This window comes from Verticiella sediminum, assembly GCF_007558815.1.
Lineage (GTDB): Bacteria > Pseudomonadota > Gammaproteobacteria > Burkholderiales > Burkholderiaceae_B > Verticiella > Verticiella sediminum.
The window spans coordinates 127472-149603 of sequence record NZ_VLTJ01000008.1 but is presented as its reverse complement, the minus strand read 5'-3'; the positions used below and the strand labels follow the sequence as shown (position 1 = coordinate 149603).

General features: G+C 69.6%; 20 protein-coding genes. 16 read left to right on the top strand and 4 right to left on the bottom strand.

Annotation, left to right across the window (positions count from 1 at the left end):
• Positions 1-4 precede the first annotated feature (4 nt).
• Both FOZ76_RS05825 and FOZ76_RS05820 read left to right on the top strand, forming a co-directional pair.
• Positions 5-976: a quinone oxidoreductase family protein gene (locus tag FOZ76_RS05825; RefSeq protein WP_143947196.1), complete on the top strand. Its 972-nt coding sequence runs from the start codon at positions 5-7 to the stop codon at positions 974-976.
• A 97-nt stretch (positions 977-1073) separates the two neighbouring features.
• Complete coding sequence (locus FOZ76_RS05820) at positions 1074-1868, top strand: SDR family NAD(P)-dependent oxidoreductase (RefSeq protein WP_143947195.1); 795 nt, start codon at positions 1074-1076, stop codon at positions 1866-1868.
• A 104-nt stretch (positions 1869-1972) separates the two neighbouring features.
• Here the strand turns inward: FOZ76_RS05820 and FOZ76_RS05815 are convergent, their stop codons facing one another.
• On the bottom strand, positions 1973-2656 hold the full coding sequence (locus FOZ76_RS05815) for a GntR family transcriptional regulator (protein ID WP_143947194.1): 684 nt from the start codon (positions 2654-2656) through the stop codon (positions 1973-1975).
• Positions 2657-2757: 101 nt separating this feature from the next.
• Between FOZ76_RS05815 and FOZ76_RS05810 the strand changes: the two genes are divergently transcribed.
• From FOZ76_RS05810 to FOZ76_RS05800, 3 genes are read left to right on the top strand one after another with little or no spacing between them, the layout of a single operon-like run.
• On the top strand, positions 2758-4482 hold the full coding sequence (locus tag FOZ76_RS05810; RefSeq protein WP_143947193.1) for an acetolactate synthase catalytic subunit: 1725 nt from the start codon (positions 2758-2760) through the stop codon (positions 4480-4482).
• Between the two features lie 43 nt (positions 4483-4525).
• Positions 4526-5293 carry a 3-oxoacyl-ACP reductase gene (locus FOZ76_RS05805; protein WP_143947192.1) on the top strand — a complete coding sequence of 256 codons (768 nt, stop codon included), beginning with the start codon at positions 4526-4528 and terminating at the stop codon, positions 5291-5293.
• A 45-nt stretch (positions 5294-5338) separates the two neighbouring features.
• Positions 5339-6292 carry a tripartite tricarboxylate transporter substrate binding protein gene (locus FOZ76_RS05800; RefSeq protein ID WP_143947191.1) on the top strand — a complete coding sequence of 318 codons (954 nt, stop codon included), beginning with the start codon at positions 5339-5341 and terminating at the stop codon, positions 6290-6292.
• A 19-nt stretch (positions 6293-6311) separates the two neighbouring features.
• Here FOZ76_RS05800 and eutC read toward each other — a convergent pair whose 3' ends face one another.
• From eutC to FOZ76_RS05785, 3 genes are all read right to left on the bottom strand, one after another.
• Complete coding sequence (eutC, locus tag FOZ76_RS05795) at positions 6312-7169, bottom strand: ethanolamine ammonia-lyase subunit EutC (protein WP_143947190.1); 858 nt, start codon at positions 7167-7169, stop codon at positions 6312-6314.
• A 13-nt stretch (positions 7170-7182) separates the two neighbouring features.
• Positions 7183-8571 (bottom strand): ethanolamine ammonia-lyase subunit EutB, encoded by a 1389-nt coding sequence (locus FOZ76_RS05790; protein WP_143947189.1) that lies wholly within the window; start codon positions 8569-8571, stop codon positions 7183-7185.
• Between the two features lie 225 nt (positions 8572-8796).
• Positions 8797-9801 (bottom strand): AraC family transcriptional regulator, encoded by a 1005-nt coding sequence (locus FOZ76_RS05785; protein WP_143947188.1) that lies wholly within the window; start codon positions 9799-9801, stop codon positions 8797-8799.
• A 293-nt stretch (positions 9802-10094) separates the two neighbouring features.
• Between FOZ76_RS05785 and antA the strand changes: the two genes are divergently transcribed.
• The 11 genes from antA to fdnG all read left to right on the top strand — a co-directional run bounded on the left by antA (position 10095) and on the right by fdnG (position 22122).
• Positions 10095-11498 carry an anthranilate 1,2-dioxygenase large subunit gene (gene antA / locus FOZ76_RS05780; protein ID WP_143947187.1) on the top strand — a complete coding sequence of 468 codons (1404 nt, stop codon included), beginning with the start codon at positions 10095-10097 and terminating at the stop codon, positions 11496-11498.
• On the top strand, positions 11495-12037 hold the full coding sequence (antB, locus tag FOZ76_RS05775; protein WP_246129311.1) for an anthranilate 1,2-dioxygenase small subunit: 543 nt from the start codon (positions 11495-11497) through the stop codon (positions 12035-12037). The genes antA and antB overlap by 4 nt, the downstream gene beginning before the upstream one ends.
• Complete coding sequence (antC, locus tag FOZ76_RS05770) at positions 12030-13067, top strand: anthranilate 1,2-dioxygenase electron transfer component AntC (protein WP_143947186.1); 1038 nt, start codon at positions 12030-12032, stop codon at positions 13065-13067. Before antB ends, antC begins: the two co-directional genes overlap by 8 nt.
• A 23-nt stretch (positions 13068-13090) precedes the next feature.
• Complete coding sequence (locus FOZ76_RS05765; RefSeq protein WP_143947185.1) at positions 13091-14251, top strand: ABC transporter substrate-binding protein; 1161 nt, start codon at positions 13091-13093, stop codon at positions 14249-14251.
• A gap of 97 nt (positions 14252-14348) precedes the next feature.
• Positions 14349-15260: a branched-chain amino acid ABC transporter permease gene (locus tag FOZ76_RS05760; RefSeq protein WP_143947184.1), complete on the top strand. Its 912-nt coding sequence runs from the start codon at positions 14349-14351 to the stop codon at positions 15258-15260.
• Positions 15261-15272: 12 nt separating this feature from the next.
• Entirely contained in the window at positions 15273-16298 is a 1026-nt protein-coding gene (locus FOZ76_RS05755) for a branched-chain amino acid ABC transporter permease (protein WP_143947183.1), read from the top strand.
• Complete coding sequence (locus FOZ76_RS05750; protein ID WP_143947182.1) at positions 16295-17089, top strand: ABC transporter ATP-binding protein; 795 nt, start codon at positions 16295-16297, stop codon at positions 17087-17089. The genes FOZ76_RS05755 and FOZ76_RS05750 overlap by 4 nt, the downstream gene beginning before the upstream one ends.
• A complete protein-coding gene (locus FOZ76_RS05745; RefSeq protein WP_143947181.1) occupies positions 17076-17771 on the top strand; it encodes an ABC transporter ATP-binding protein in 696 nt (231 codons plus the stop codon). The genes FOZ76_RS05750 and FOZ76_RS05745 overlap by 14 nt, the downstream gene beginning before the upstream one ends.
• A gap of 105 nt (positions 17772-17876) precedes the next feature.
• Complete coding sequence (locus FOZ76_RS05740) at positions 17877-18224, top strand: CidA/LrgA family protein (protein WP_143947180.1); 348 nt, start codon at positions 17877-17879, stop codon at positions 18222-18224.
• The gene (locus FOZ76_RS05735; RefSeq protein WP_143947179.1) at positions 18217-18933 is read left to right on the top strand and encodes an LrgB family protein; all 717 of its coding nucleotides are present in this window, start codon (positions 18217-18219) and stop codon (positions 18931-18933) included. Before FOZ76_RS05740 ends, FOZ76_RS05735 begins: the two co-directional genes overlap by 8 nt.
• A gap of 120 nt (positions 18934-19053) precedes the next feature.
• Entirely contained in the window at positions 19054-22122 is a 3069-nt protein-coding gene (fdnG, locus tag FOZ76_RS05730) for a formate dehydrogenase-N subunit alpha (protein ID WP_143947178.1), read from the top strand.
• Positions 22123-22132 lie beyond the last annotated feature (10 nt).

The following is a 22132-nucleotide window of genomic DNA, read 5'->3' as shown; positions in this document are numbered from 1 at the left end:
ACGCATGAAGGCATTCGTACGAACCGAAACCGGCATTTCCCTGGACGACGTGCCGATCCCCGTGCCGGGGCCCACGCAGATACTGGTCAAGGTACACGCGAGTTCGTTGAACCGGGCCGACCTGGCGCTTGCGGACGGCAAGGCGCACGGACAGCATGGAGGCGCGGGTACGCCGCTCGGGCTCGAATGGGCCGGCGAGGTCGTGGCGCTCGGCAGCACCGTCACGGCGTATGGGAAGGCAGACCGTGTCATGTGTTCGGGCCTGGGCGGCTTTGCCGAATACGCCGTCACCGACTGGCGCCGTGCCTTTCCTCTGCCGGACAGCGCCGTCGACTACGACACGGCGGCCTGTCTGCCCATCGCGCTGCGCACGTCCCACACCGCCCTTGCTGAACTCGGCCAGCTTCGCGCAGGCCAGTCGGTGCTGATACTGGGCGCTTCCTCGAGCGTCGGGCTCATGTGCCTGCAGGTGGCGAAGCTCCTGGGTGCGGGCTTGCTCATCGGCACGTCGACCAAGCCGGACAGCCGCGCCCGGCTGTCCGCTTTCGGCGTGGACCTCGCGCTGGACAGCGGCGACCCTGAGTGGGCAGCGCAAGCCCTGGCCGCAACCCAGGGGCGGGGCGCAGATCTGCTGGTCGACTTCCTCGCCGGCCCGTTGATCAACGACAGCATGCGCGCGACCGCCATCGGCGGGCGCATGGTCAACGTGGGCCGGATGGCCGGCGAAACCGGGCGCTTCGACTTTGACCTGCATTCGCTGCGCCGCATCCAGTATCTCGGCATGACGTTTCGGACACGCACCGATGAGAACATCGGCGAGATTGCCCAGCGCGTGCGCGCCGACCTCTGGCCCGCCCTGCAGTCCGGCAAGCTCGGCCTGCCCATCGACGTGCGCCTGCCGCTCGAGCAGGCCGAAGATGCGTTCGCGCTCATGCGCCGCAACGAACACTTCGGAAAGATCGTCCTGACGCAATGAGACGCCGTGCGCCACCGTGTCCAGCCCAGGCCGACGCTGGCGCGCAGCCTGGATCCCGGCAGCGCCGGGCCTCGTCCTGCTTTTCGAAGGAACCCGCATGAAACTCCATGGCAAGGTCGCGCTGGTCACCGGCGCGGGTACGCTCAAGAAGGCGTTCTCCACCGCAGACCAGGTGGGCAATGGCGCGGCCTGCGCCATCGTGTTCGCCCGGGAAGGTGCGTTGGTCGTTTGCACCGACCGTTCGCTGGCGGCCGCGCAGGAAACGGCCGAAGCGATACGTGCGGCAGGCGGCCAGGCCGTGGCTCGCGAACTGGACGTCACCGATACCGCGCAGGTCGATGCCGTGACCGCCGCGCTCATGCGCGAACATGGCCGGATCGATGTCCTTCATAACAACGTGGGCGTCGAGGTCCAGGGCGACCTGCTGGCGGTCGACGACGCCGACTGGGATCGGGTCATGGCGATCAATCTGCGGGGGGCCATGGCCACCTCGCGAGCCGTATTGCCCCACATGCGCAGGCAACGGGCCGGATCGATCATCAATGTGTCGTCGACGGCCAGCTTGAAGTGGAGCCCCATGCAATTCCTGTCGTACAGCACCTCGAAAGCCGGACTGAATCACATGACCCGGGTGATTGCCCGGCAGTACGCGGCCGACCAGGTTCGTTGCAACAGTATCGTCCCGGGCATGATCCGTACGCCCCATGCCGACGCGCTCTACCAGAGCGCGGAACAGGCTGCCGAAGGCCACAGGTTCAGGGATTCACGCTGTCCCATGGGGCGTCAGGGCACGCCCTGGGACGTTGCCAACGCAGCGCTTTTCCTGGCTTCCGACGACTCGGCCTACGTCACGGGCCTGCTGATGGTGGTGGATGGGGGAGCGAGCCTGTAGCGGACGACGCGTGCAGGCGATCTGCATCCGGCATCGTCGGCAAGCCGCCGAACCCGGCGCTGCGCGATGACCGGCATGCCGCCGGCGGCCCGGGACGATGACGTTCAGGCCGCCGCGTCCTGCGCGCCCACCGGCAGGCGCGCCATCATCGCCGCGCCGTAGCCGCCCACGTCGGTTCGGATGGCCGCCACCGCCGCCGGCGTGTCGGCGCGCCGCAGGGCGTCGATCAGGGCCAGGTGCGGGTGCGGGCCCTCCAGGTGCACGAACGGGCGGCGATAGAGATAAGTCAGCGACGGCCCGGTCTGCGCCCATAGCCCTTCGATGATCGCCACCAGGTCCGGCATGCGCGCGGCGCGGTACACCGCGAAGTGGAACTCGTAGTTGGCGCCCAGGGTGCCTTCCATGTCTTCGGCGGCCTTGGCCTGCGCCATGCGCGCGTGCAGCGCCTCGAGCTGGCGCACCTCCTCCGGCGTAATGCGCGGCACGGCGCGTTCGGTGGCCAGCGCTTCCAGGTTCAGGCGGATGTCGCGCAGATCCTGCAGCCGGCCGCGGTCCAGCACCGGCACGTGCACCGACTTGCCCGGCGTCATCGCGAGCATGCGTTCGGAAACCAGTTGCAGCAGCGCCTCGCGCACCGGGGTCTGGCTCACGCCCAGCATCTCGCTGATCGAGCGCAGCGTCAGCACCTCGCCCGGCACCAGGCCGCCCGTCATCAGGCGGCGCTTGATCTCGGCGTAGATGCCGGCGGTGATGTTCTGCCTCGTCATGGGCGTCAGGGTGTGTTTCATGGCCGTTCTTTCCTGCAAGCGTTTGCTGCCAGGCGCCATATTGCCCGATGCGCCGGCCTGGTGATATATTTTATAAAATATAAGCAAAGGAGCGACACAGCATGGCCCTGCCCCTGCAAACCCCCGGGCTCGCGCCCAAGGACACCGTTGCGCACGCCATCGTGCGGGCGCTTGAACGCCACGGCGTCGACACCCTGTTCGGGCAGAGCCTGCCGAGCATGCTGCATCTGGCCGCCGAAGCGGCCGGCCTGCGGCAGATCGCCTACCGCACCGAGAACGCCGGCGGCTACATGGCGGACGCCTACGCCCGCATCAGCGGCAAGCCCGCGGTCGTCACCGCCCAGAACGGCCCCGCCGCCACCCTGCTGGTCGCGCCGCTGGCCGAGGCGCTCAAGGTATCGATCCCCGTCATCGCCCTGATCCAGGACGTCAACCGCGACCAGACCGATCGCAACGCCTTCCAGGATCTGGACCACATCGGCATGCTCGCCCCGGTCACCAAGTGGGTGCGCCGCGTCAACGTGGCCAGCCGCATCGAGGACTACATCGACCAGGCCTTCGCCGCGGCCTGCTCGGGCCGGCCCGGGCCCGTGGCCTTGCTGCTGCCGGCCGATCTGCTCACCGAGCCCGCCCCCGCGCCCACGCGCACGGTGTCGCTCGGCCGGTTCCCGCTCGATCGCGCCTGCGCGGCGCCCGATGCCGTGCAGCGCGCCGCCGGCCTGCTCGCGCGGGCCGAGCGTCCGCTGGTCATCGCCGGCGGCGGGGTCCACGTCTCCGCCGCCAGCGCCGCCCTGGTGCGCCTGCAGGACGAGGCCCACCTGCCGGTCGCGACCACGGTCATGGGCAAGGGCGGCGTGGACGAGCGCCATCCGCTGTCCGTCGGGGTGATGACGTACTTCCTGGGCCCCAACGGTTCGACCCGGCACCAGCGCGCGCTGATCGCCGACGCCGACGTGGTGCTGCTGGTCGGCACGCGCACCAACCAGAACGGCACGGACTCCTGGAAGCTCTACCCGCGCAACGCCACCTACATCCACATCGACGTGGACGGCCAGGAGATCGGCCGCAACTACGAAGCGCAGGTCCGGCTCGCGGGCGACGCACGCCTCACGCTGGACGCCCTGGCCGACGCGCTCGTCGGCCAGGATCTCGGCCTGCGCAAGGCGCGCCGCGACGCGCTGGAACAATCGATCGCGCAAGGCCGCAGCGCCTACGAAACCGAGTCGGCCGGCGTGCGCGCCTCGAGCCAGCGGCCGATCCGGCCCGAGCGCATGATGCAGGCCCTGCAGCAGGCGCTCACCCCCGACGCCATCGTCGCAGCCGACGCCAGCTACTCGTCGATCTGGATCGCCAACTACCTGGTCAGCCTGGCGCCCGGCATGCGCTTCATCACGCCGCGCGGCCTGGCCGGCCTGGGCTGGGGCTTTCCCATGGCCCTGGGCGCGGCCATCGCGCGGCCCGGCGCCGAGGTCTTCTGCGTCGTGGGCGACGGCGGCTTCGGCCACGTCTGGTCCGAGCTGGAGACGGCCGCGCGCATGGGGGTGAAGGTCACGGTGCTGCTCATCAACAACGGCATCCTCGGCTACCAGAAGCATGCCGAGAACGTGAAGTTCGGCGCGCACACCTCGGCGGTGGACTTCGCGCCGGTGGACCACGCGGCGATCGCCCGCGCCTGCGGCTGCGCCGGCGAACGCGTGGAGGACCCGGCCGAGCTGGAGGCCGCCATCGAGCGCGCCCGCGCGCGCAGCGAAAGCACCTTGATCGAAGTGATGTGCGACCAGAACGCCTTTCCGCCCATCACGTTCTACACGCCGGAGGCCGCATGAACGGCCGCCGCACGTCGCCGCGCCCGGACGGGAGGGCCGCCTGATGAACACGTTCGCGCATGACAGCACCCGCATCGCCCTGGTGACGGGCGCGGCGCAGGGCATCGGCCTGTCCTCGGCCATCGCGCTGCTGCGCGCCGGCCACCACGTCGTGCTCAGCGATCGGCAGCCCATCGATCTGGCCATCGTGCCGGCCGAACTGCGCGCGCGTGCCAGTGCGCTCGTCCTGGACGTCGCCGACCCCGCCGCCTGCGCCGACGCGCAGGCGCGCATCGAGCGCGAGCTGGCGCCCGTCACCCTGCTCGTGAACAACGCCGGCATCTCGCCCAAGCGGCCCGACGGCCGCTCGAGCGGCGTGCTGGAAGTCACCGCCGACGAATGGGCGCGCGTGCTCGAGGTCAACCTGACCTCGGTGCTGCGCCTGTGCCAGACCTTCCTGCCCGGCATGCAGGCGCAGCGGCACGGCCGCATCGTCAACGTCGCCTCGCTCGCCGGCCGCACCAAGTCGCTGGTGGCCGGCCCGAGCTACATGGCCGCCAAGGCCGGCGTGATCGGGCTGACGCGCGCCATCGCCGGCGAGATGGGGCCGCATGGAATCACCGCCAACTGCGTCGCCCCGGGCCGCATCCTGACCGAGATGGCCATGCAGGCCGGCCCCGAAGTCAACGAGCGCTATGCCGCGCAGATCCCGGTGCGCCGGCTCGGCACGCCGGACGAAGTGGGCGCCGCCATCGCCTTTCTGTGCAGCGACGCCGCGGGCTTCGTCAACGGCGCCATCATCGACATCAACGGGGGCTTCTACATGCCCTGAGGCTTGCCGGCCTGCGCCGCACGACCGACCAAGAAGGAGACACCCATGCATCGATACCTGAATACCCTGTGCCTCGCCCCGCTGGCCCTCGGCCTGGCGGCCCCGGCGGCGGCCGACTTCCCGGAGCGCGAGGTTCGCCTGGTGGTGAACTACGGCGCCGGCGGCAACACCGACGTCGCCGCGCGCGCGCTCGCCCAGGGCATGGAGAAGGCCCTGGGGCAGACCGTGGTGGTGGAAAACCGCCCCGGCGCCCTGGGCACCCTCGGCCCGGCCTACGTGGCGCGTCAGAAGCCGGACGGGTACACCGTGGGCGTGGTGACCTACTCGACCATCGCCATCGCGCCCCACCTGATGGACGTGCCCTACGGCATGGACGATTTCGACTTCGTCAGCGGCTTTGGCCGCTACCGCTACGGCATCGCCGTGCGCGCCGACGCCGGCTACGACAGCATCGACGATCTCGTCGCGGCCGCCAAGGAGGGCAAGGGCGTGTTCTTCGGCGCGCCGTCCGCGCCCAACAACCTGGCGTTGTTCGAACTGGGCCGCGCGACCGGCGGCAGGTTCGAGCAGATCCTGTACAAGTCGGGCACCGAGACGGTCACGGCCCTGCTCGGCGGCCAGGTCGACGTGATCGCCCAGAACCCGTCGGACATCCTGCCGCACATCCAGAGCGGCAAGCTCAAGCTGCTCGCCTCGGCCAGCCCGATGCGCTGGCCCGAGGCCCCGGACGTGCCCACCCTGCGCGAGGCCGGTTATCCGGTGGAGATCGACTCCTGGCTGGGCGTCGCCGTACCGCGCGGCACGCCGGCCGACGCCCGCGAACGCCTGCAGGCCGCGGCCATCGCCGCCATGGAGAACGAGACGGTGCGCAAGAACTTCGTCTCGCTGGGCGTGGACCCCGCCACCCTGAGCGGCCAGGAATACGCCGACGTGCTGCGCGAAGGCTACGACACGATGGGCAAGGCGATCGAAGCCGCCGGCCTGCCGCGCATGCAATAAGAGGCCCCGGTGCCGGCGCTCAGGCGCCGAGCCGGGACGACGTGCCGGGCGCCGAGAGCACGGCGGCCTCGCTGTCGTCCTTCAGGCGCACACCGGTGAACCCCAGGCGCAAGCCCTTGCGCAGCAGATACGCGAGCTTGGCCGCCGCCTCGACATAGGGCAGGCCGGCGGGCCGCACGTTGGAAATGCAGTTGCGTTCGCTGTCCAGCCGCCCCGGCCGCGGCTCGTAGGTGAAGTAGACGCCCAGGCTGTCCGGCGAACTGAGGCCCGGGCGCTCGCCCACCAGGACCACCACCATGCGCGCGCGCAAGGCCGCGCCGATGGGGTCGCCGATCGCCACGCGGCCCTGCTCGGCGATCACCACCGGCGTGCGCGTCCAGTCCGTGCCGTGGACTTTCTGCAGCTCGGCCAACAGCGGCGGTACGTGATGCTGCACCGCCACCGCCGACAACCCGTCGGCCGCCACGATGGCCAGCTCGGCCGCGGGCTCGGCCTGCTCCAGTTCCTGGCGGCTCGCCTCGTCCAGCAGGCGCCCCTGGTCCGGGCGCAGCAGGTAGGTGGCGCGGTCCGGCGCCTGGCTGCGGGCGCGCAGCACGGGCATGCCCAAGGCCCGGACCGCGCTTGCGAGCGCGTCGACATCCAGCGGCCGGTGCACCGCGTCGCGCGCCTGGGCATGCGCCAGGCCGAAGCGCAGCACTTCGGCGCTGGGCAGGCCTGGCCCCACCCGGCCCAGGGCCAGGCGCGCGCTGGTGTGGGTGCGCAAGGTGCGCCACAGATCCTGCGCATCCTCGGTCGCCGCCGATGATGCGGCATCGTGGCCCTGCGCCCGCGGGTCCAGCGGCCCGCTCGCGGCCGGTCGATCGTCTCGTGCAGTCATTCATGATCCCCGGTCAGGCCGTCAACGCCAGCCGCGGCAACTGCGCGATCAGCGCGTTGCGCCCGTCGCCCAGGCGGCCGTCGGCATCGGTCACGCCCATGCGCTCCAGCCAGGCCTCGAATTCCGGCGCCCGCCGCAGGCCGAGCGCCTGGCGCACGTACAGCGCATCGTGAAACGACGTGCTCTGGTAGTTCAGCATGATGTCGTCGGCGCCGGGCACGCCCATGATGAAGTTCACGCCCGCCACGCCCAGCAGGGTGAGCAGATTGTCCATGTCGTCCTGGTCGGCCTCGGCATGGTTGGTGTAGCAGATGTCGCAGCCCATGGGCACGCCCAGCAGCTTGCCGCAGAAGTGGTCTTCCAGCCCCGCGCGGATGATCTGCTTGCCGTCGTACAGGTACTCCGGGCCGATGAAGCCGACCACGGTATTGACCAGCAGGGGCTTCAGCTCGCGCGCCACCGCGTAGGCGCGCGCCTCGCAGGTCTGCTGGTCCACGCCGTGGTGCGCGTTGGCCGACAAGGCGCTGCCCTGCCCCGTCTCCAGATACATGACGTTGTCGCCCACCGTGCCGCGGCCCAGCGCCAGCGCGGCCGCCCGTGCTTCGCGCAGCAGCGCCAGGTCGATGCCGAAGCCTCGGTTCGCCTGCTCGGTGCCGGCGATGGACTGGAACACCAGGTCGATCGGCGCGCCTGCCGCTATCGCTTCGATCTGCGTGGTGACGTGCGTCAGCACGCAGGTCTGGGTGGGGATGTCGAAATGCTCTCGCACCGCGTCCAGCATGCGCCAGAGCCGGGTGAGCGCGCCCACCGAATCGCTCGCCGGGTTGATGCCCACCACCGCGTCGCCGGAACCGTACAGCAAGCCGTCGAGCATGCTCGCGGCGATGCCGCGCAGGTCGTCGGTGGGATGGTTCGGCTGCAGGCGCACCGACAGCCGCCCGGGCAGGCCGATGGTGTTGCGAAAGCGGGTGACGACGCGGCACTTGCGGGCCACCAGGATCAGGTCCTGGTTGCGCATCAGCTTGCTCACCGCCGCCGCCATTTCCGGCGTGAGGCCGGGTGCGAGCGCGGCGAGCACGCGCGCGTCGGTCGCATCGTCCAGCAACCAGTCGCGCAGGCCGCCCACCGTGAGATGGCGCACGGGAGCGAAGGCCGCAGCGTCATGGCTGTCGACGATCAGGCGCGTCACCTCGTCCGTCTCGTAGGGTATGACCGCCTCGTCGAGGAACGTGGTGAGCGCAACGTCGGCCAGCGCGAGCTTGGCCGCCATGCGCTCCTCGTAGGTGGCGGCACCGATTCCGGCCAGGTAGTCGCCGGAACGCGCCGGGCTGGCCTTGGCGAGCAGGGACTTCAGATCGGGGAAATCGTAGGTGTGGCTGTCGACGGTATAGCGATAGGACATGGTTGCAGGTTTTCCATAGCGTTGGCGCCACCCCGACGCATGAAACTGCGGCGATGCGATCCAGGGCACCGCGGATACGGCGCTGCCGGTCCGCCAGTGCCGCCTGCTGGAGCGCCCCCAAGGGTCGGGCTGCGCCCGGCCTGTCCCCCCCGACGGGGACAAGGAAACTTGGGACGGCCCGGCGTTTCCTTGAGGGGGCGCGCGTCAGCGCGTAGGGGGTGGGTTTCACGCTGCGGCGCGGCGCGCGCGCCGCAGGGTGTCGGACGGAGACTCGGCGAACAGCCGGCGGTATTCCACGGCGAAGCGCCCCAGGTGCCGCAAGCCGCACTCCAGGGCGATGGCCGAGACGTTGCCGGCGCTGCCGGTGGCGAGGATCAGGCGGCGGACCTCCTCCAGGCGATGCTGCTTCAGGTAGGCCATGGGCGAAATGCCGCAGTGCTTGCGAAAGGCGGAGAACAGCGTATCGCGCGACACGCCGGCGGCCGCGGCCACGTCGTCGAGGTCGATGTCCTCGCCATGGTGGCGCTCCATGAAATTCCGGGCGCGCTGCACGTAGTGGGGCACGCGCGCCTCGCCCAGGCGGGCGAGCTCGTCCGAATAGTTGTTGGGCTGGGCGAGGATGAGGCCCTTGATGAGCAGTTTCTCCATCTCCTGGGCCAGGCTCGGCTGGACGAACAGGGGCTGGACCGCGCCCTCGTCGTCGACCAGGTTGCGCACCAGGCGCCACCACGCGGCCGTCGCCCCCTGCACCGCCTCCACCCGGCTCTCGAACACCAGGGGCACCTCCGGTTCGCGCCGGATCAGCTCTTCCAGCACGCGGTGCACGGACTGCTGGGACAAGGACACCATCATCTTGCGGCAGTCGCCGGCGATCGCCAGCTCCTGCATGGTGAACGGCGACACCACGATGCCGTGGTCCGCGCTGGAGCGCACCAGCCGGCCGTCCACGCACAGCTCCTGCTCGCCCGTGAGCGGCAGGCTCACGTTGTAGTTGAGCGCGCTCGGCGGCGTGCCTTCGATGCCGGCGACCACGTCGGCCCCGAACTCGACGACGCCGACGACGGACGACAGCGCATGCAGGGTGACGCCACGGTATTGAAAGCGCATGCGGCCCTGGCTCACGCGTAGCTGGTGCGGGCCGCAGATCGGAAACATCCAGGCCTTGACGCCGTCCGCGTCCGTGCGACAGGCGTGCAGAGAGTACCCTCGACTCCGAGTCATAGCGTCCATGATGTCCTTTTCCTGGCCAAGAATACAGCCCTGATCACAGCAAGTTCCACGCCATTTCGGTAGTCGGATAGACCCTGCCCACTATCGGGATAGGCCGTCCCTGCGCACGGTCCGGGAACGCACCAGCCTGGAGCGCCGGCACGCCGATAGTGCGCGCGCTCCGCCTGCGTGCACGAGCCCGGGCCTGGCCTCTCAACCCCGAGAAAGCGGATAGCACGCGCCCTGCGGATGGATAGGCCGCGCCCCGCCGCTCTGGCTCAATACCAGGCAGCCGAACACGCCTGGAGCAAGCCATGCATTTCCCACACCCACCGCGGGACTGGTCCGCCTACCTGGAGGCATGTCTGGACATGCGCCCCCAGGAAGGGGTCTACCGGGTCCGCCGCGACATCTTCACCGAACCCGAACTGTTCGACCTGGAGATGGCGGCCATCTTCGAGAAGGTCTGGATATACGCGTGCCACGAGAGCGAGCTCGCGCGGCCGAACGACTACGTGACGCTGCGCGCGGGCCGCCAGCCGCTCATCGTCACCCGCGACGCCAAGGGCGGGCTGCATGCCCTGCTCAACGCGTGCCAGCATCGCGGCGCCACGCTGGCGCGGGCGGCCAAGGGCAACCAGTCGACCTTCACCTGTCCGTTCCATGCCTGGTGCTACCGCAACGACGGCCGCCTGGTGAAGGTCAAGGGGCCGGCCGAGTATCCCGCCGACTTCGACAAGAGCACGCGGGGCCTGCGCCGGGCGCGCATCGCGAGCTACCGCGGCTTCGTCTTCGTCAGCCTCGACACCGAGGCGACCGATACGCTCGAAGACTACCTGGGCGACGCCAGGGTTTTCCTCGACCTGCTGGTCGAGCAGTCGCCCACGGGCGAGCTGGAAATCGTGCCGGGACGCTCGACCTACACCTACGACGGCAACTGGAAGCTGCAGAACGAGAACGGTCTGGACGGCTATCACGTCAGCACGGTGCACTACAACTACGTGAACACCGTCAAGCACCGCAACGCGATGAACACCCGCAGCGGCGGCGCGGGCATCATCGACCTGAGCAAGATGGGCGCCGGCCAGGCCGACGTGGAGGAAGGCTGGTTCAGCTTCGCCAACGGCCACAGCGTGCTCTTCAGCGCCTCTCCCAACCCCGAGGTGCGCCCCGGGTACGGCACGGTGATGCCGCGCGCACAGGCCGAGTTCGGCCAGGAGCGCGCGGAATGGATGATGCACCGCATGCGCAACCTCAGTCTCTATCCGAGTCTGTTCGTGATGGACGCCATCAGTTCGCAGATCCGCATCATCCGGCCCCTCGCCTGGAACAAGACGGAAATCCAGAGCATGTGCATCGGCGTGAAAGGCGAAGCCGCGGCCGACCGCGAAGCCCGCATCCGCCAGTTCGAGGACTTCTTCAACGTCAGCGGCATGGGCACGCCCGACGACCTGGTCGAGTTCCGCGAGGCCCAGCGCGGCTTCGAGGGCCGCCTCGAGGCCTGGAACGACATCTCGCGCGGCTGCCAGACCTGGAGCACGCAGGCCACCCCGGCTGCGCGCGCACTCGGCATCCAGCCGGCGCTCACCGGGAGCGAGCTGACCCACGAGGGCTTGTTCGTCCACCAGCACCGCACCTGGCAACAGTTGCTGCTGCGTGGCCTGCCCGCGCGAGACGCGGGCCGGACCGTCGCCTGCAACGTCGGGGAGGCCGCATGATGAACGCTCCCGCCACCGCCGCCCAGCCGGTCGTCGACGGCCAGGCCGTCGATGCCGCCACACTGCACCGGGTCGAACAATTCCTCTATCGGCATGCCGCCTTGTGCGACGCGCACGACTGGGACGCCTACCTCGAGACCTACACGCCGGACGCGGTGTTCCACATGCCACAATGGGACGGCGACCTGGTGCATACCAGCGATCCCACGCGCGAGATGTCGCTCATCTACTACCCCAGCCGCGCCGGCCTCGAGGACCGCGTGTTCCGGCTGCGCACGCAGGCCTCGGCGGCTTCCATGCCGTTGCCGCGCACGATGCACCAGATCAGCAACGTGCGGGCGACGCGGCAGGCCGACGGGCTGCTGCGCGCGGATGCGAACTGGCTGACCTGCTACGTACGCCACGGCGAGGCCGGCATGTTCTTCGGCCGCGCCACCTACGAGCTGCGCCCCGACGCGCACGGCTGGCGCATCGCCCGCAAGCATTGCCTGCTGCTCAACGACACCATCAATGCGGTGCTGGATTTTTATCATGTCTGACGCCGCCCACTTTCGCGCCGCGCTCAGCTTCGCCGACGGCGTCACCGGCTTCATCGACGTGGCGCCCGAAGAGACGCTGCTCGACGCCGCCGTGCGCCAGGGCCTGCAACTGCCCAGCGACTGCCGCGAAGGCGTCTGCGGCACCTGCCAGGGGCAATGCGAGAGCGGCAGCTACACACTCGCCTACGTGGACGACGAGACGCTCTCGCCCGCCGAACTCACCGCGGGCCGGGTGCTCTCCTGCCAGACGCTGCTGCACTCGGACGCGGCCTTCTCGTTCGACTTCGCCTCGACGCTGTGCGCGAGCGCGCTCGAGCGCACGCACGCTGTACGGGTCACGGCCATGGAAAGGGTCTCGCCGGGCGCGGCGCTGATCCGCCTGGCCGTGGCCGGCGGCCAGGCCCTGGACTTTCTGCCGGGACAATACGCGCGCCTGCGGGTGCCGCACACGGGCGAGACCCGCGCCTACTCGTTCGTCAATGCGCCGGGCGCCGACACCGTCGAGCTGCTCGTGCGTCTGCTGCCCGACGGGGCCATGAGCGACTACGTGCGCGAGCGCTGCACGGTGGGCGACGAGCTGACCCTCAGCGCGCCGCACGGCAGCTTCTACCTGCGCGACATCGTGCGTCCCACGATCTTCGCGGCCGGCGGGACGGGCATTTCCGCGTTCCTCGCCATGCTGGCGCGCATGGCCCGCGCGGATTCCCTGCCCGCGCCGGTCCACCTGTTCTACGGCGTGAACGAGTCCGACGACCTCTGCCTGCGCGAGCGGCTGGACGGCTACGCACGCACGATGCCGGGCTTCACCTGGACGCCCGTGCTCGCGCGGCCCGATGCCGGCTGGCCCGGCGCATCCGGACTGGTCACCGACCACCTGGACATCGACACCCTGCGCGGTGCCCCCTTCGACATCTACGTCTGCGGCCCGCCCGGGATGGTCGACGCGCTGCGCGAGCGGCTCGACGCGGCCGGCCTTGAGCACTACCGCTTTTTCCACGAGAAGTTCCTGCCGAGCGGGCTTCCCGCCTGAATCCAAACATCTTGAGGCTAGCGATGAAAACCCCCTGGATCTCCGCGCTCCTGGCGCCCCTGTTCTGTATGCCCGCGCTCGCGGGCGCGGCCGAGCCCGTGCGCATCGGTTTCGTGACCACGCTGTCCACGCCCGCCGGCTACCTCGGCGAGGATTCGCGCGACGGCTTCGCGCTGGCCGTCAAGGAAGGCGACGGCCGCCTGGGCGGCGTCCCGGTGCAGTTGCTGGTCGAGGACGATGCGCTGCAGCCGGCGCGTGCCAAGCAGATCACCGACCGCATGCTGATCGACGGCGTGAAGGTGTTCACCGGCGGGCTGTTCTCCAACGTGGTCGCCGCCGTCGCGCCCTCGGTCGCCAAGGACGCGCTGTACGTCAGCGGCAATTCCGGCCCGTCGATCTTCGCGGGCGCGCGCTGCATGCCCAACTACTTCGCCACGGCCACGCAGAACAACACCAGCCACGAGGTCGCGGGCCGCGTCGCCAACGAACTCGGCTACAAGCGCATGGTGATCCTGGCGGCGAATTACCAGGGCGGACGCGACGCCCTGGAAGGGTTCAAGTCCAGCTTCGCCGGCGAGGTCACCGAGATCTACACCAAGCTGAACCAGCTCGACTACTCGGTCGAACTGGCGCGCATCCGCTCGCTCTCGCCCGACGCGGTCTACCAGTTCCACACCGGCGGCTCGGGCATCAATTTCGTACGGCAATACGGCAGCGCGGGCCTGACCCAGCAGATCCCCATGGTGCTGACCGCCTACGGCATGGACGAGCGCATGCTGGACGCGGTGGGGCCGCTCGCGATCGGCAGCCGCGTCATCTCGATGTGGAGCAGCGCGCTGGACGTGCCGGCCAGCCGCACGTTCGTCGAGCGCTTCCAGGCCGAGTACGGCCGCGCGCCCACGCTCTATGCCGCCCAGGCCTACGACACCGCGCACATCATCGGTTCCGCGCTCGCCGCCACCGGCGGCCGGGTGGACGACCTGCCCGCCCTGCGCCAGGCCATGCGCGAGCCCAGCTTCGAATCGGTGCGCGGCAACTTCGCCTTCGGCAACAACCAGCATCCCGTGCAGGATTGGCACCTGATCGAGATCATCGACGACGGCCAGGGCAAGCCCGTGCCCAGGCTGCTGCGCGTGGCGGCGGCCGGCGCCGGCGACGCCTTCGCCCAGGACTGCAAGCTCTGAACCCGCGGCCGACGCGCTCGCGCCGGCGCCGCGTCCCGGCCCGCGACTGCCCGAGCGCGCTGCGCCGCGCCGGGCACCCTCTGGGGATCATCCTACCGTGCTACTCGTCGAACAACTCCTCAACGGCCTGCAGTACAGCGCGCTGCTGTTCCTGCTCGCCTCCGGGCTGACGCTCATCTTCGGCATCATGGGCGTGGTCAATCTCGCGCACGGCTCGTTCTACATGGTCGGGGCCTTCGCCGCGGCCTGGGCGACGATGAACACCGGCTCGCTGGCGTTCGGCGCACTGGCGGCGATCGTCGCCGCGGCGGCCTACGGCCTGGTCATCGAGCGCACGATCATCCGTCGCCTCTACCGGCGCAGCCATCTCGACCAGGTGCTCGCCACGCTCGCGATCGTGTTCTTCACGAACGAACTCGTCACGGTGCTGTTCGGCCGCAGCCCCATCCTGCTGCCCACGCCCGCGTGGCTGGCCACGCCCGTGGAGATTCTGCCGGGCCTGCCCTACCCGCTCGGCCGGCTGCTCTTCATCGCCATCGGCGCCGCCGTCGCCGTCTTCATGTGGCTGCTGATCAACCACACCCGCCTCGGCATGCTGATCCGCGCCGGCGCCGACGACCACGACATGGTCGACGCGTTGGGCGTGCGCATCGGCCGCCTCTACACCGGCGTGTTCGTGCTCGGCTGCGCGCTCTGCGGACTGGCCGGGCTGATGACCGCGCCCCTGCTCGCCGTCGAGACCGGCATGGGCGAGCGCGTGCTCATCAGCACCTTCGTCGTCATCGTCGTGGGCGGCGTGGGCTCGGTGCGCGGCGCGCTCGCCGGGGCCCTCGCCGTGGGCATGGTCGACAGCCTCGGCCGGGCCTACATCCCGGCCCTGATGGACCTGTTGCTGCCGCCCAGTGCGGCGGTGTCCGTCGCCGGCGCGCTGGTCTCGGCAAGCATCTACATCTTCATGGCGATCGTGCTGCTCGTGCGTCCGCGCGGCCTGCTGCCCATGCGCGCCTGACCGGAGGAAACCATGTCCCGACGCACCCTGCTCAACCTCATCCTGGTCGCCCTGTTCGCCTCGCTGCCCGTGCTGGCGAGCGTGCTGGACGCACCGCACCTGGTGGGGCTGGCCACCCGCTTCGCGATCTACGGCATCGCCGCCGCCAGCCTGGACCTGGTCATGGGCTACGGCGCGATGCACAGCTTCGGCCACGCCGCGTTCTTCGGCCTGGGCGGCTACGTCGTCGGCGTGCTCGCGTTCCACGCCAGCATGGGCCTGCCCCTGCTGGGCTGGACGGGCACCCAGGCGGCCCTGCTGGCCTGGCCGCTGGCCTTGGCCTGTTGCGGCCTGCTCGGGCTGATCGTGGGCTATCTGTCGCTGCGCACCAGCGGCGTGCAGTTCATCATGATCACCCTGGCCTTCGGCCAGATGGTGTACTACCTGCTCACCTCGCTGCCGCTCTATGGCGGCGACGACGGCATGCCGCTGGACCAGCCCAATGCGCTGCCCGGCGTGGACCTGGCCGACCCCGTCCAGCGCTACTACCTCTGCGCGGGGCTGCTGCTCGCCTGCCTGGCGCTCTGGCACCGCGTCGTGAACTCGCGCTTCGGCTACGTGCTGCAGGGCCTGCGGCAGAGCGAGCGGCGCAGCGTCAGCCTGGGCGTGTCGGCCCTGCGCTATCGCCTCACGGCCTTCACCCTCTCGGCCACGGGCACCGGCCTCGCCGGCATCCTGTGGGCCAACCACGCTCTGTTCATCAGTCCGGACATGGCGTCCTGGCACAAGTCCGGGGAGCTGATGGCGATGGTCATCCTGGGCGGCGTGGGCACGCTGGTCGGCCCGGTGCTGGGTGCCATGGCCTACCTGGGCCTGGAAGAGCTGCTCGGCCGGTGGACCGAGCACTGGATGCTGTTCTTCGGCCCGCTGCTGCTCGTGGTCGTGCTGTTCGGACGCCGGGGCATCCACGGGCTGCTCACCGGCCCGGCGCCTCGCCGCAAGGTCGTGGCGCCGCACGACGCCCCGCGCGGTGCCGCCCTGAAGGAGGTGGCGCCATGATCGCCGCACCCTCCACCGACAGTACGCCGATCCTGGCGCTGCGCCACCTGGACAAGCGATTCGGCGCCCTGCATGCCACCCGCGACGTGAGCCTGGACGTGCGCGAAGGCGAGATACACGCCCTGATCGGGCCGAACGGCGCGGGCAAGTCCACCCTCATCGGCCAGATCAGCGGCGAGCTGCAGCCCGACGCCGGCTCGGTCTGGCTGGGCGGGCGCGACATCACGGGGCTGCGCGCCTGGGAGCGCCCCGCCCTGGGCATGGCCCGCGCGTTCCAGATCAGCCAGCTCTACCTGGAGTTCGACGCCGCCACGAACGTCGCGCTGGCGCTGATCACCCGGGACGGCGGGGCGCGGCGCTGGCGCGGCGCCTTCAATCTCTGGCGTCCGCTGTTGCGCGACGCCCGGCTGATGCAGCAGGCGATGCGCTATCTCGACATGGCCGGGCTCACCCGGCCGACCGTCGCGGTAGCCGAACTCTCCCACGGCGAGCGGCGCCAGTTGGAGATCGCCATCGCGCTCGCGCAGGACGCGCGTCTGCTGCTGCTGGACGAGCCGATGGCCGGCATGAGCGCGGACGAGTCGGCGCGCATGACCGAACTGCTGGACGGGCTGCGGCGGCACTGCAGCATCCTGCTCATCGAACACGACATGGACGCCGTCTTCGCCCTGGCCGACCGGATCACCGTCCTGGTCCAGGGCGCGGTGCTGCTCACCGGCACCGTCGGCGAGGTGCGCGGCCATCCGGCGGTGCGCTCCGCCTATCTGGGGGACGAAGATGCTCAGAATTGAGAACCTGCACGCGGGCTACGGCCCCAGCCGGGTGCTGTTCGGCATGGATCTGTGCGTCGAGGCGGGCAGCGTGGTCTCGCTGATCGGCCGCAACGGCATGGGCAAGACCACCACGGTGATGACGATCATGGGCCTGATCAGGCCCACGCAGGGCCGGGTCTACATCGGCGGCGCGGACATGACGGGACGCGCGCCGCACCGCATCGCCCAGGCCGGCATGGGCCTCGTGCCCGAGGGCCGGCGCGTGTTTCCCAGCCTGAGCGTGCGCGAGAACCTGCTGGCCACGGCCAGCGCGAAACGCTCGCACAAGTGGACGCTAGACAAGGTGTACGACCTCTTCCCGCGCCTGCGCGAGCGCGAGCGGCAATCCGCGCGCACGCTCTCCGGGGGCGAGCAGCAGATGCTCGCGCTCGGACGCGCCCTCATGACCAATCCGGCGATGCTGATCCTGGACGAAGCCTCCGAAGGCCTCGCGCCGGTCATCCGCACGGCCATCTGGGACTGCCTCGTGCGGTTGAAGGCCGAAGGCGAGACCATCCTGGTGATCGACAAGAACCTGAAGGAAATGGCGCGCGTCGTGGACCGGCACCTGGTGATCGAGAAAGGACGCCTGGTCTGGACGGGCTCGCCCGCGCAACTGGCCGCGGCGCCGGAGATCTCGCACCGCTATCTCGGCGTGTGAATCCCACCCGCCGCTGTCCGCCGCGCACGGCGACGCGAGTATGATCAACGCCTCTACGCGCGGCGCCCCACGCGCGCGAACGTCCTGCCGCCCTGTCCGCTCCGCATGTCGCCCCTCATCGGATTCACCTGCCTGCTCGCCTGCCAGCTTCTGGGCGAGGCGATCGCCCACTGGGCCCGCCTGCCCTTTCCCGGCGCCGTGCTGGGCCTGCTGCTGCTCCTGCCCCTGCTCGCCTGGCAGCGGGTGCGCGAGCCCGTGGCCCAGGCCGCCGGCTTCCTGCTCTCGCACCTGTCGCTGCTCTTCATTCCCGCCGGCGTCGGGGTGCTCGCACACCTCGAACTGCTGCAGGCCTACGGCGGCCGGCTGGCCCTGATTCTGATCGTGTCGACCTGGATCGGCATGATCGTGACCGTGCTCGCGCTGCGGGCCGGCAAGGAGCCGGACGATGCCTGAGGCCAGTGTCTTTGCCACGCCCCTGTTCGGGCTGACGCTCACCCTCGCGGTCTACCTGCTCGCGCACGCAGTCTATGTGCGGCTGGGACAGGCGCCGCTCGCCAACCCGGTCCTCTGGGGCATTGCGGCGGTGGCGCTGGTGCTCCTGGCCGCGGGCATCCCCTACGAGGACTACTTCGCCGGCGCCGCCTTCATCCACTTTCTGCTCGGCCCGGCGGTGGTCGCCATGGCCTGGCCCCTGTGGGTGCGGCGCCACGAGCTGCGCCGGCGCTGGCAGCGCCTGCTGCGCGCCGCGCTGCTCGGCGGCGCGGCGGCCAGCGGCAGCGCCGTGGGCCTGGGCTGGCTGCTCGGCGTGCCGGCCGACGTGCTGCTCTCGCTCGCGCCCAAGTCCACCACCACGCCGGTCGCCATGGGCATCGCCGAGGCCATCGGCGGCATCGCGCCGCTCGCCGCGGTGTTCGCCATCCTGTCCGGCCTCGTCGGGGCGCTCACCGGACGCTATCTCTTCGACCTGCTGGGCGTACCGCGCACCGAAGCCGGCTGGATGGCGCGCGGCTTCGCGCTGGGCACGGCGGCCCACGGCATCGGCGCGGCGCGCGCGATCCAGGTGAACGCTGGGGCGGGCGCGTACGCCGGGCTCGCCCTGGGCTGCCAGGTGGTCGTCTCGGCCATTCTGATCCCCCTGATCGCGCGCATTTTCGCGGGGTAGCGTGCGGCCCCGCCGCCCGCGCGGGCGCCGATTGCCCCTGTCCGAAGCAGCGGCCTATACTCCCATCAAACCGGTTTCGCCCCCGGGCAGACCGGATCACTCACCAGAAGGGAGCGCTTGATGGTTCAGTTGAATCGACGCCAGTTCTTCAAGGTGACGGGTGCCACCCTCGCAGGCTCCAGCCTGACACTGCTGGGCTCGGCCCCGGGCGAGGCGATGGCCGAGGTGCGCCAGTACAAGCTCGCGCGCATGAAGGAAACCCGCAACACCTGTCCGTACTGTTCGGTCGCCTGTGGTCTCTTGATGTACAGCCTTGGCGACGGCGCGAAGAACGCGCAGCCGGCCATCATGCACATCGAGGGCGATCCGGACCACCCCGTCAACCGCGGCACGCTCTGTCCGAAGGGCGCGTCCCTGATCGATTTCGTGCACAGCCCCAACCGGCTGAAGTTCCCGGAATACCGGGCGCCCGGTTCGGACCAGTGGCAGCGCATCTCGTGGGACGAGGCCTACACCCGCATCAGCCGGCTGATGAAGGAAGACCGCGACGCCAACTTCCAGGCCACCACCCAGGACGGGCGCGTGGTCAACCGCTGGCTCACCACCGGCATGCTGGCCGCGTCGGCCAGCCCCAACGAAGTCGGCTACATCACGCACAAGGTGATACGCAGCTTCGGGATGCTCGCGTTCGACAATCAGGCTCGTGTCTGACATGGCCCGACGGTGGCAGGTCTTGCCCCGACGTTCGGCCGTGGCGCGATGACGAACCATTGGGTCGACATCAAGAACGCGGACATCATCCTGATCATGGGCGGCAACGCCGCCGAGGCCCACCCTTGCGGGTTCAAGTGGGTCACGGAAGCGAAGGCGCACAACAAGGCGAAGCTGATCGTCGTGGATCCGCGCTTCACGCGCTCGGCATCCGTGGCGGACTACTACGCCCCGATCCGCACGGGCACGGACATCGTGTTCCTGGGCGGCGTCATCAAGTATCTGCTGGACAACGACAAGATCCAGCACGAGTACGTACGCAACTACACCGACTTCTCGTTCATCGTCCGCGAGGACTACAGCTTCACCGACGGCATCTATTCGGGCTACGACGAAGAGCGCCGCGGCTACGACAAGACGAGCTGGGACTACGAGCGCGGCGAGGACGGCTACGTTCGCACCGACCCGACGCTGCAGCACCCGCGTTGCGTCTACCAGTTGATGCGCCGGCACTACGAGCGCTATACGCCCGAGATGGTCGAGCGCGTCTGCGGCACGCCGCGCAACCAGTTCCAGACGGTGTGCGAGATGCTGGCCTCGACGGCATCGCCCGATCGCGCCGGCACCATCCTGTATGCGCTCGGCTGGACGCAGCACTCGATCGGCTCGCAGATCATCCGCACCGGCGCGATGATGCAGTTGCTGCTGGGCAATATCGGCATCCCGGGCGGCGGCATGAACGCCTTGCGCGGGCACTCCAACATTCAGGGCCTGACCGACCTGGGCCTGATGTCCAACCTGCTGCCGGGCTACATGACCCTGGCGATGGAAGCCGAACAGGATTTCGAGACGTACATCGAGACCCGCGCCCTGAAGCCGCTGCGGCCCAACCAGATGAGCTACTGGCAGAACTATCGCAAGTTCCACGTCAGCCTCATGAAGGCCTGGTGGGGCGACGCGGCCACGGCCGAGAACCGCTGGGCCTTCGACTACCTGCCCAAGCTCGACAAGCTGTACGACATGCTCCAGGTGTACGAGCTCATGCACCAGGGCAGGATGAACGGCTATATCTGCCAGGGCTTCAATCCGCTCGCCGCCGCGCCCAACAAGCGCAAGCTCACCGAGAGCTTCTCCAAGCTCAAGTTCATGGTGATCATGGACCCGCTGGTCACCGAGACCTCGGAATTCTGGCGCAACGCGGGCGAGTTCCACGACGTCGACCCCAAGAGCATCCAGACCGAAGTGTTCCGCCTGCCCACCACCTGTTTCGCGGAGGAGGAAGGCGCGCTGGTGAACTCCGGGCGCTGGCTGCAGTGGCACTGGAAGGGCGCCGAGCCGCCGGGCGAGGCCAAGAGCGACATCGAGATCATGGCCACGCTCTTCACGCACTTTCGCGATGCCTATCGCAAGGAAGGCGGCGCCTATCCCGATCCCATCGTCAACCTGTCCTGGCCCTACGCCCGCGAGCACGAGCCCACGGCCGAGGAACTCGCCAAGGAGTATTCGGGCAAGGCCCTGCTCGACATCTACGACGCCAAGGACCCCACGAAGATCGTGCGCAAGCGCGACGAGCAGGTCTCGGGCTTTCATGAGCTGCGCGACGACGGCTCGACGGCCTCCGGCTGCTGGATCTTCGCCGGCGCCTGGGGGCCCACGGGCAACCTGATGGCGCGGCGCGACAACGCCGACCCTTCCGGTATCGGCCAGACGCTGAACTGGGCCTGGGCCTGGCCGGCCAACCGGCGCATCCTGTACAACCGCGCGTCCTGCGATCTCGAAGGCAAGCCGTTCGACCCCAGGCGTCAATTGATTTCCTGGGACGGTCATGCCTGGGGCGGCTACGACGTGGCCGACTTCAAGGGCGACGAGGCGCCGGGCAGCGGCATGGGCCCGTTCATCATGAACCCGGAAGGCGTGGCGCGCTTTTTCGCCCGCGCGGGCATGGCCGAAGGGCCCTTCCCCGTGCACTACGAGCCCTTCGAGAACCCGCTCGGCTACAACCCGCTGCACCCCAACGAGAAGCGGGCGATCAGCAACCCGGCCGCGCGCGTGTTCAAGGACGACCTGGCCGCGATGGGCACCGCGCAGGATTTCCCGCACGTGGCGACCACCTACCGTCTGACCGAGCACTTCCACTACTGGACCAAGCACGTGCGCATCACGGCCGTCCTGCAGCCGGAACAGTTCGTCGAGATCGGCGAGGCGCTGGCCAACGAGTTGGGCATCGCCACGGGCGCGCGCGTGCGGGTGTCCTCCAAGCGCAGCCACATCCAGGCGGTGGCGCTGGTCACCAAGCGTATCAAGGCGCTCACGGTGGAGGGCAAGACAGTGCACCAGGTCGGCATCCCCATCCACTGGGGTTTTGTCGGCCTGGCCAAGCCGGGCTATCTGGCCAACGAACTCACGCCCGTCGTGGGCGACGGCAACAGCCAGACGCCGGAGTTCAAGTCGTTCCTGGTCAAAGTGGAAAAGGTATAGGAGGCGCACG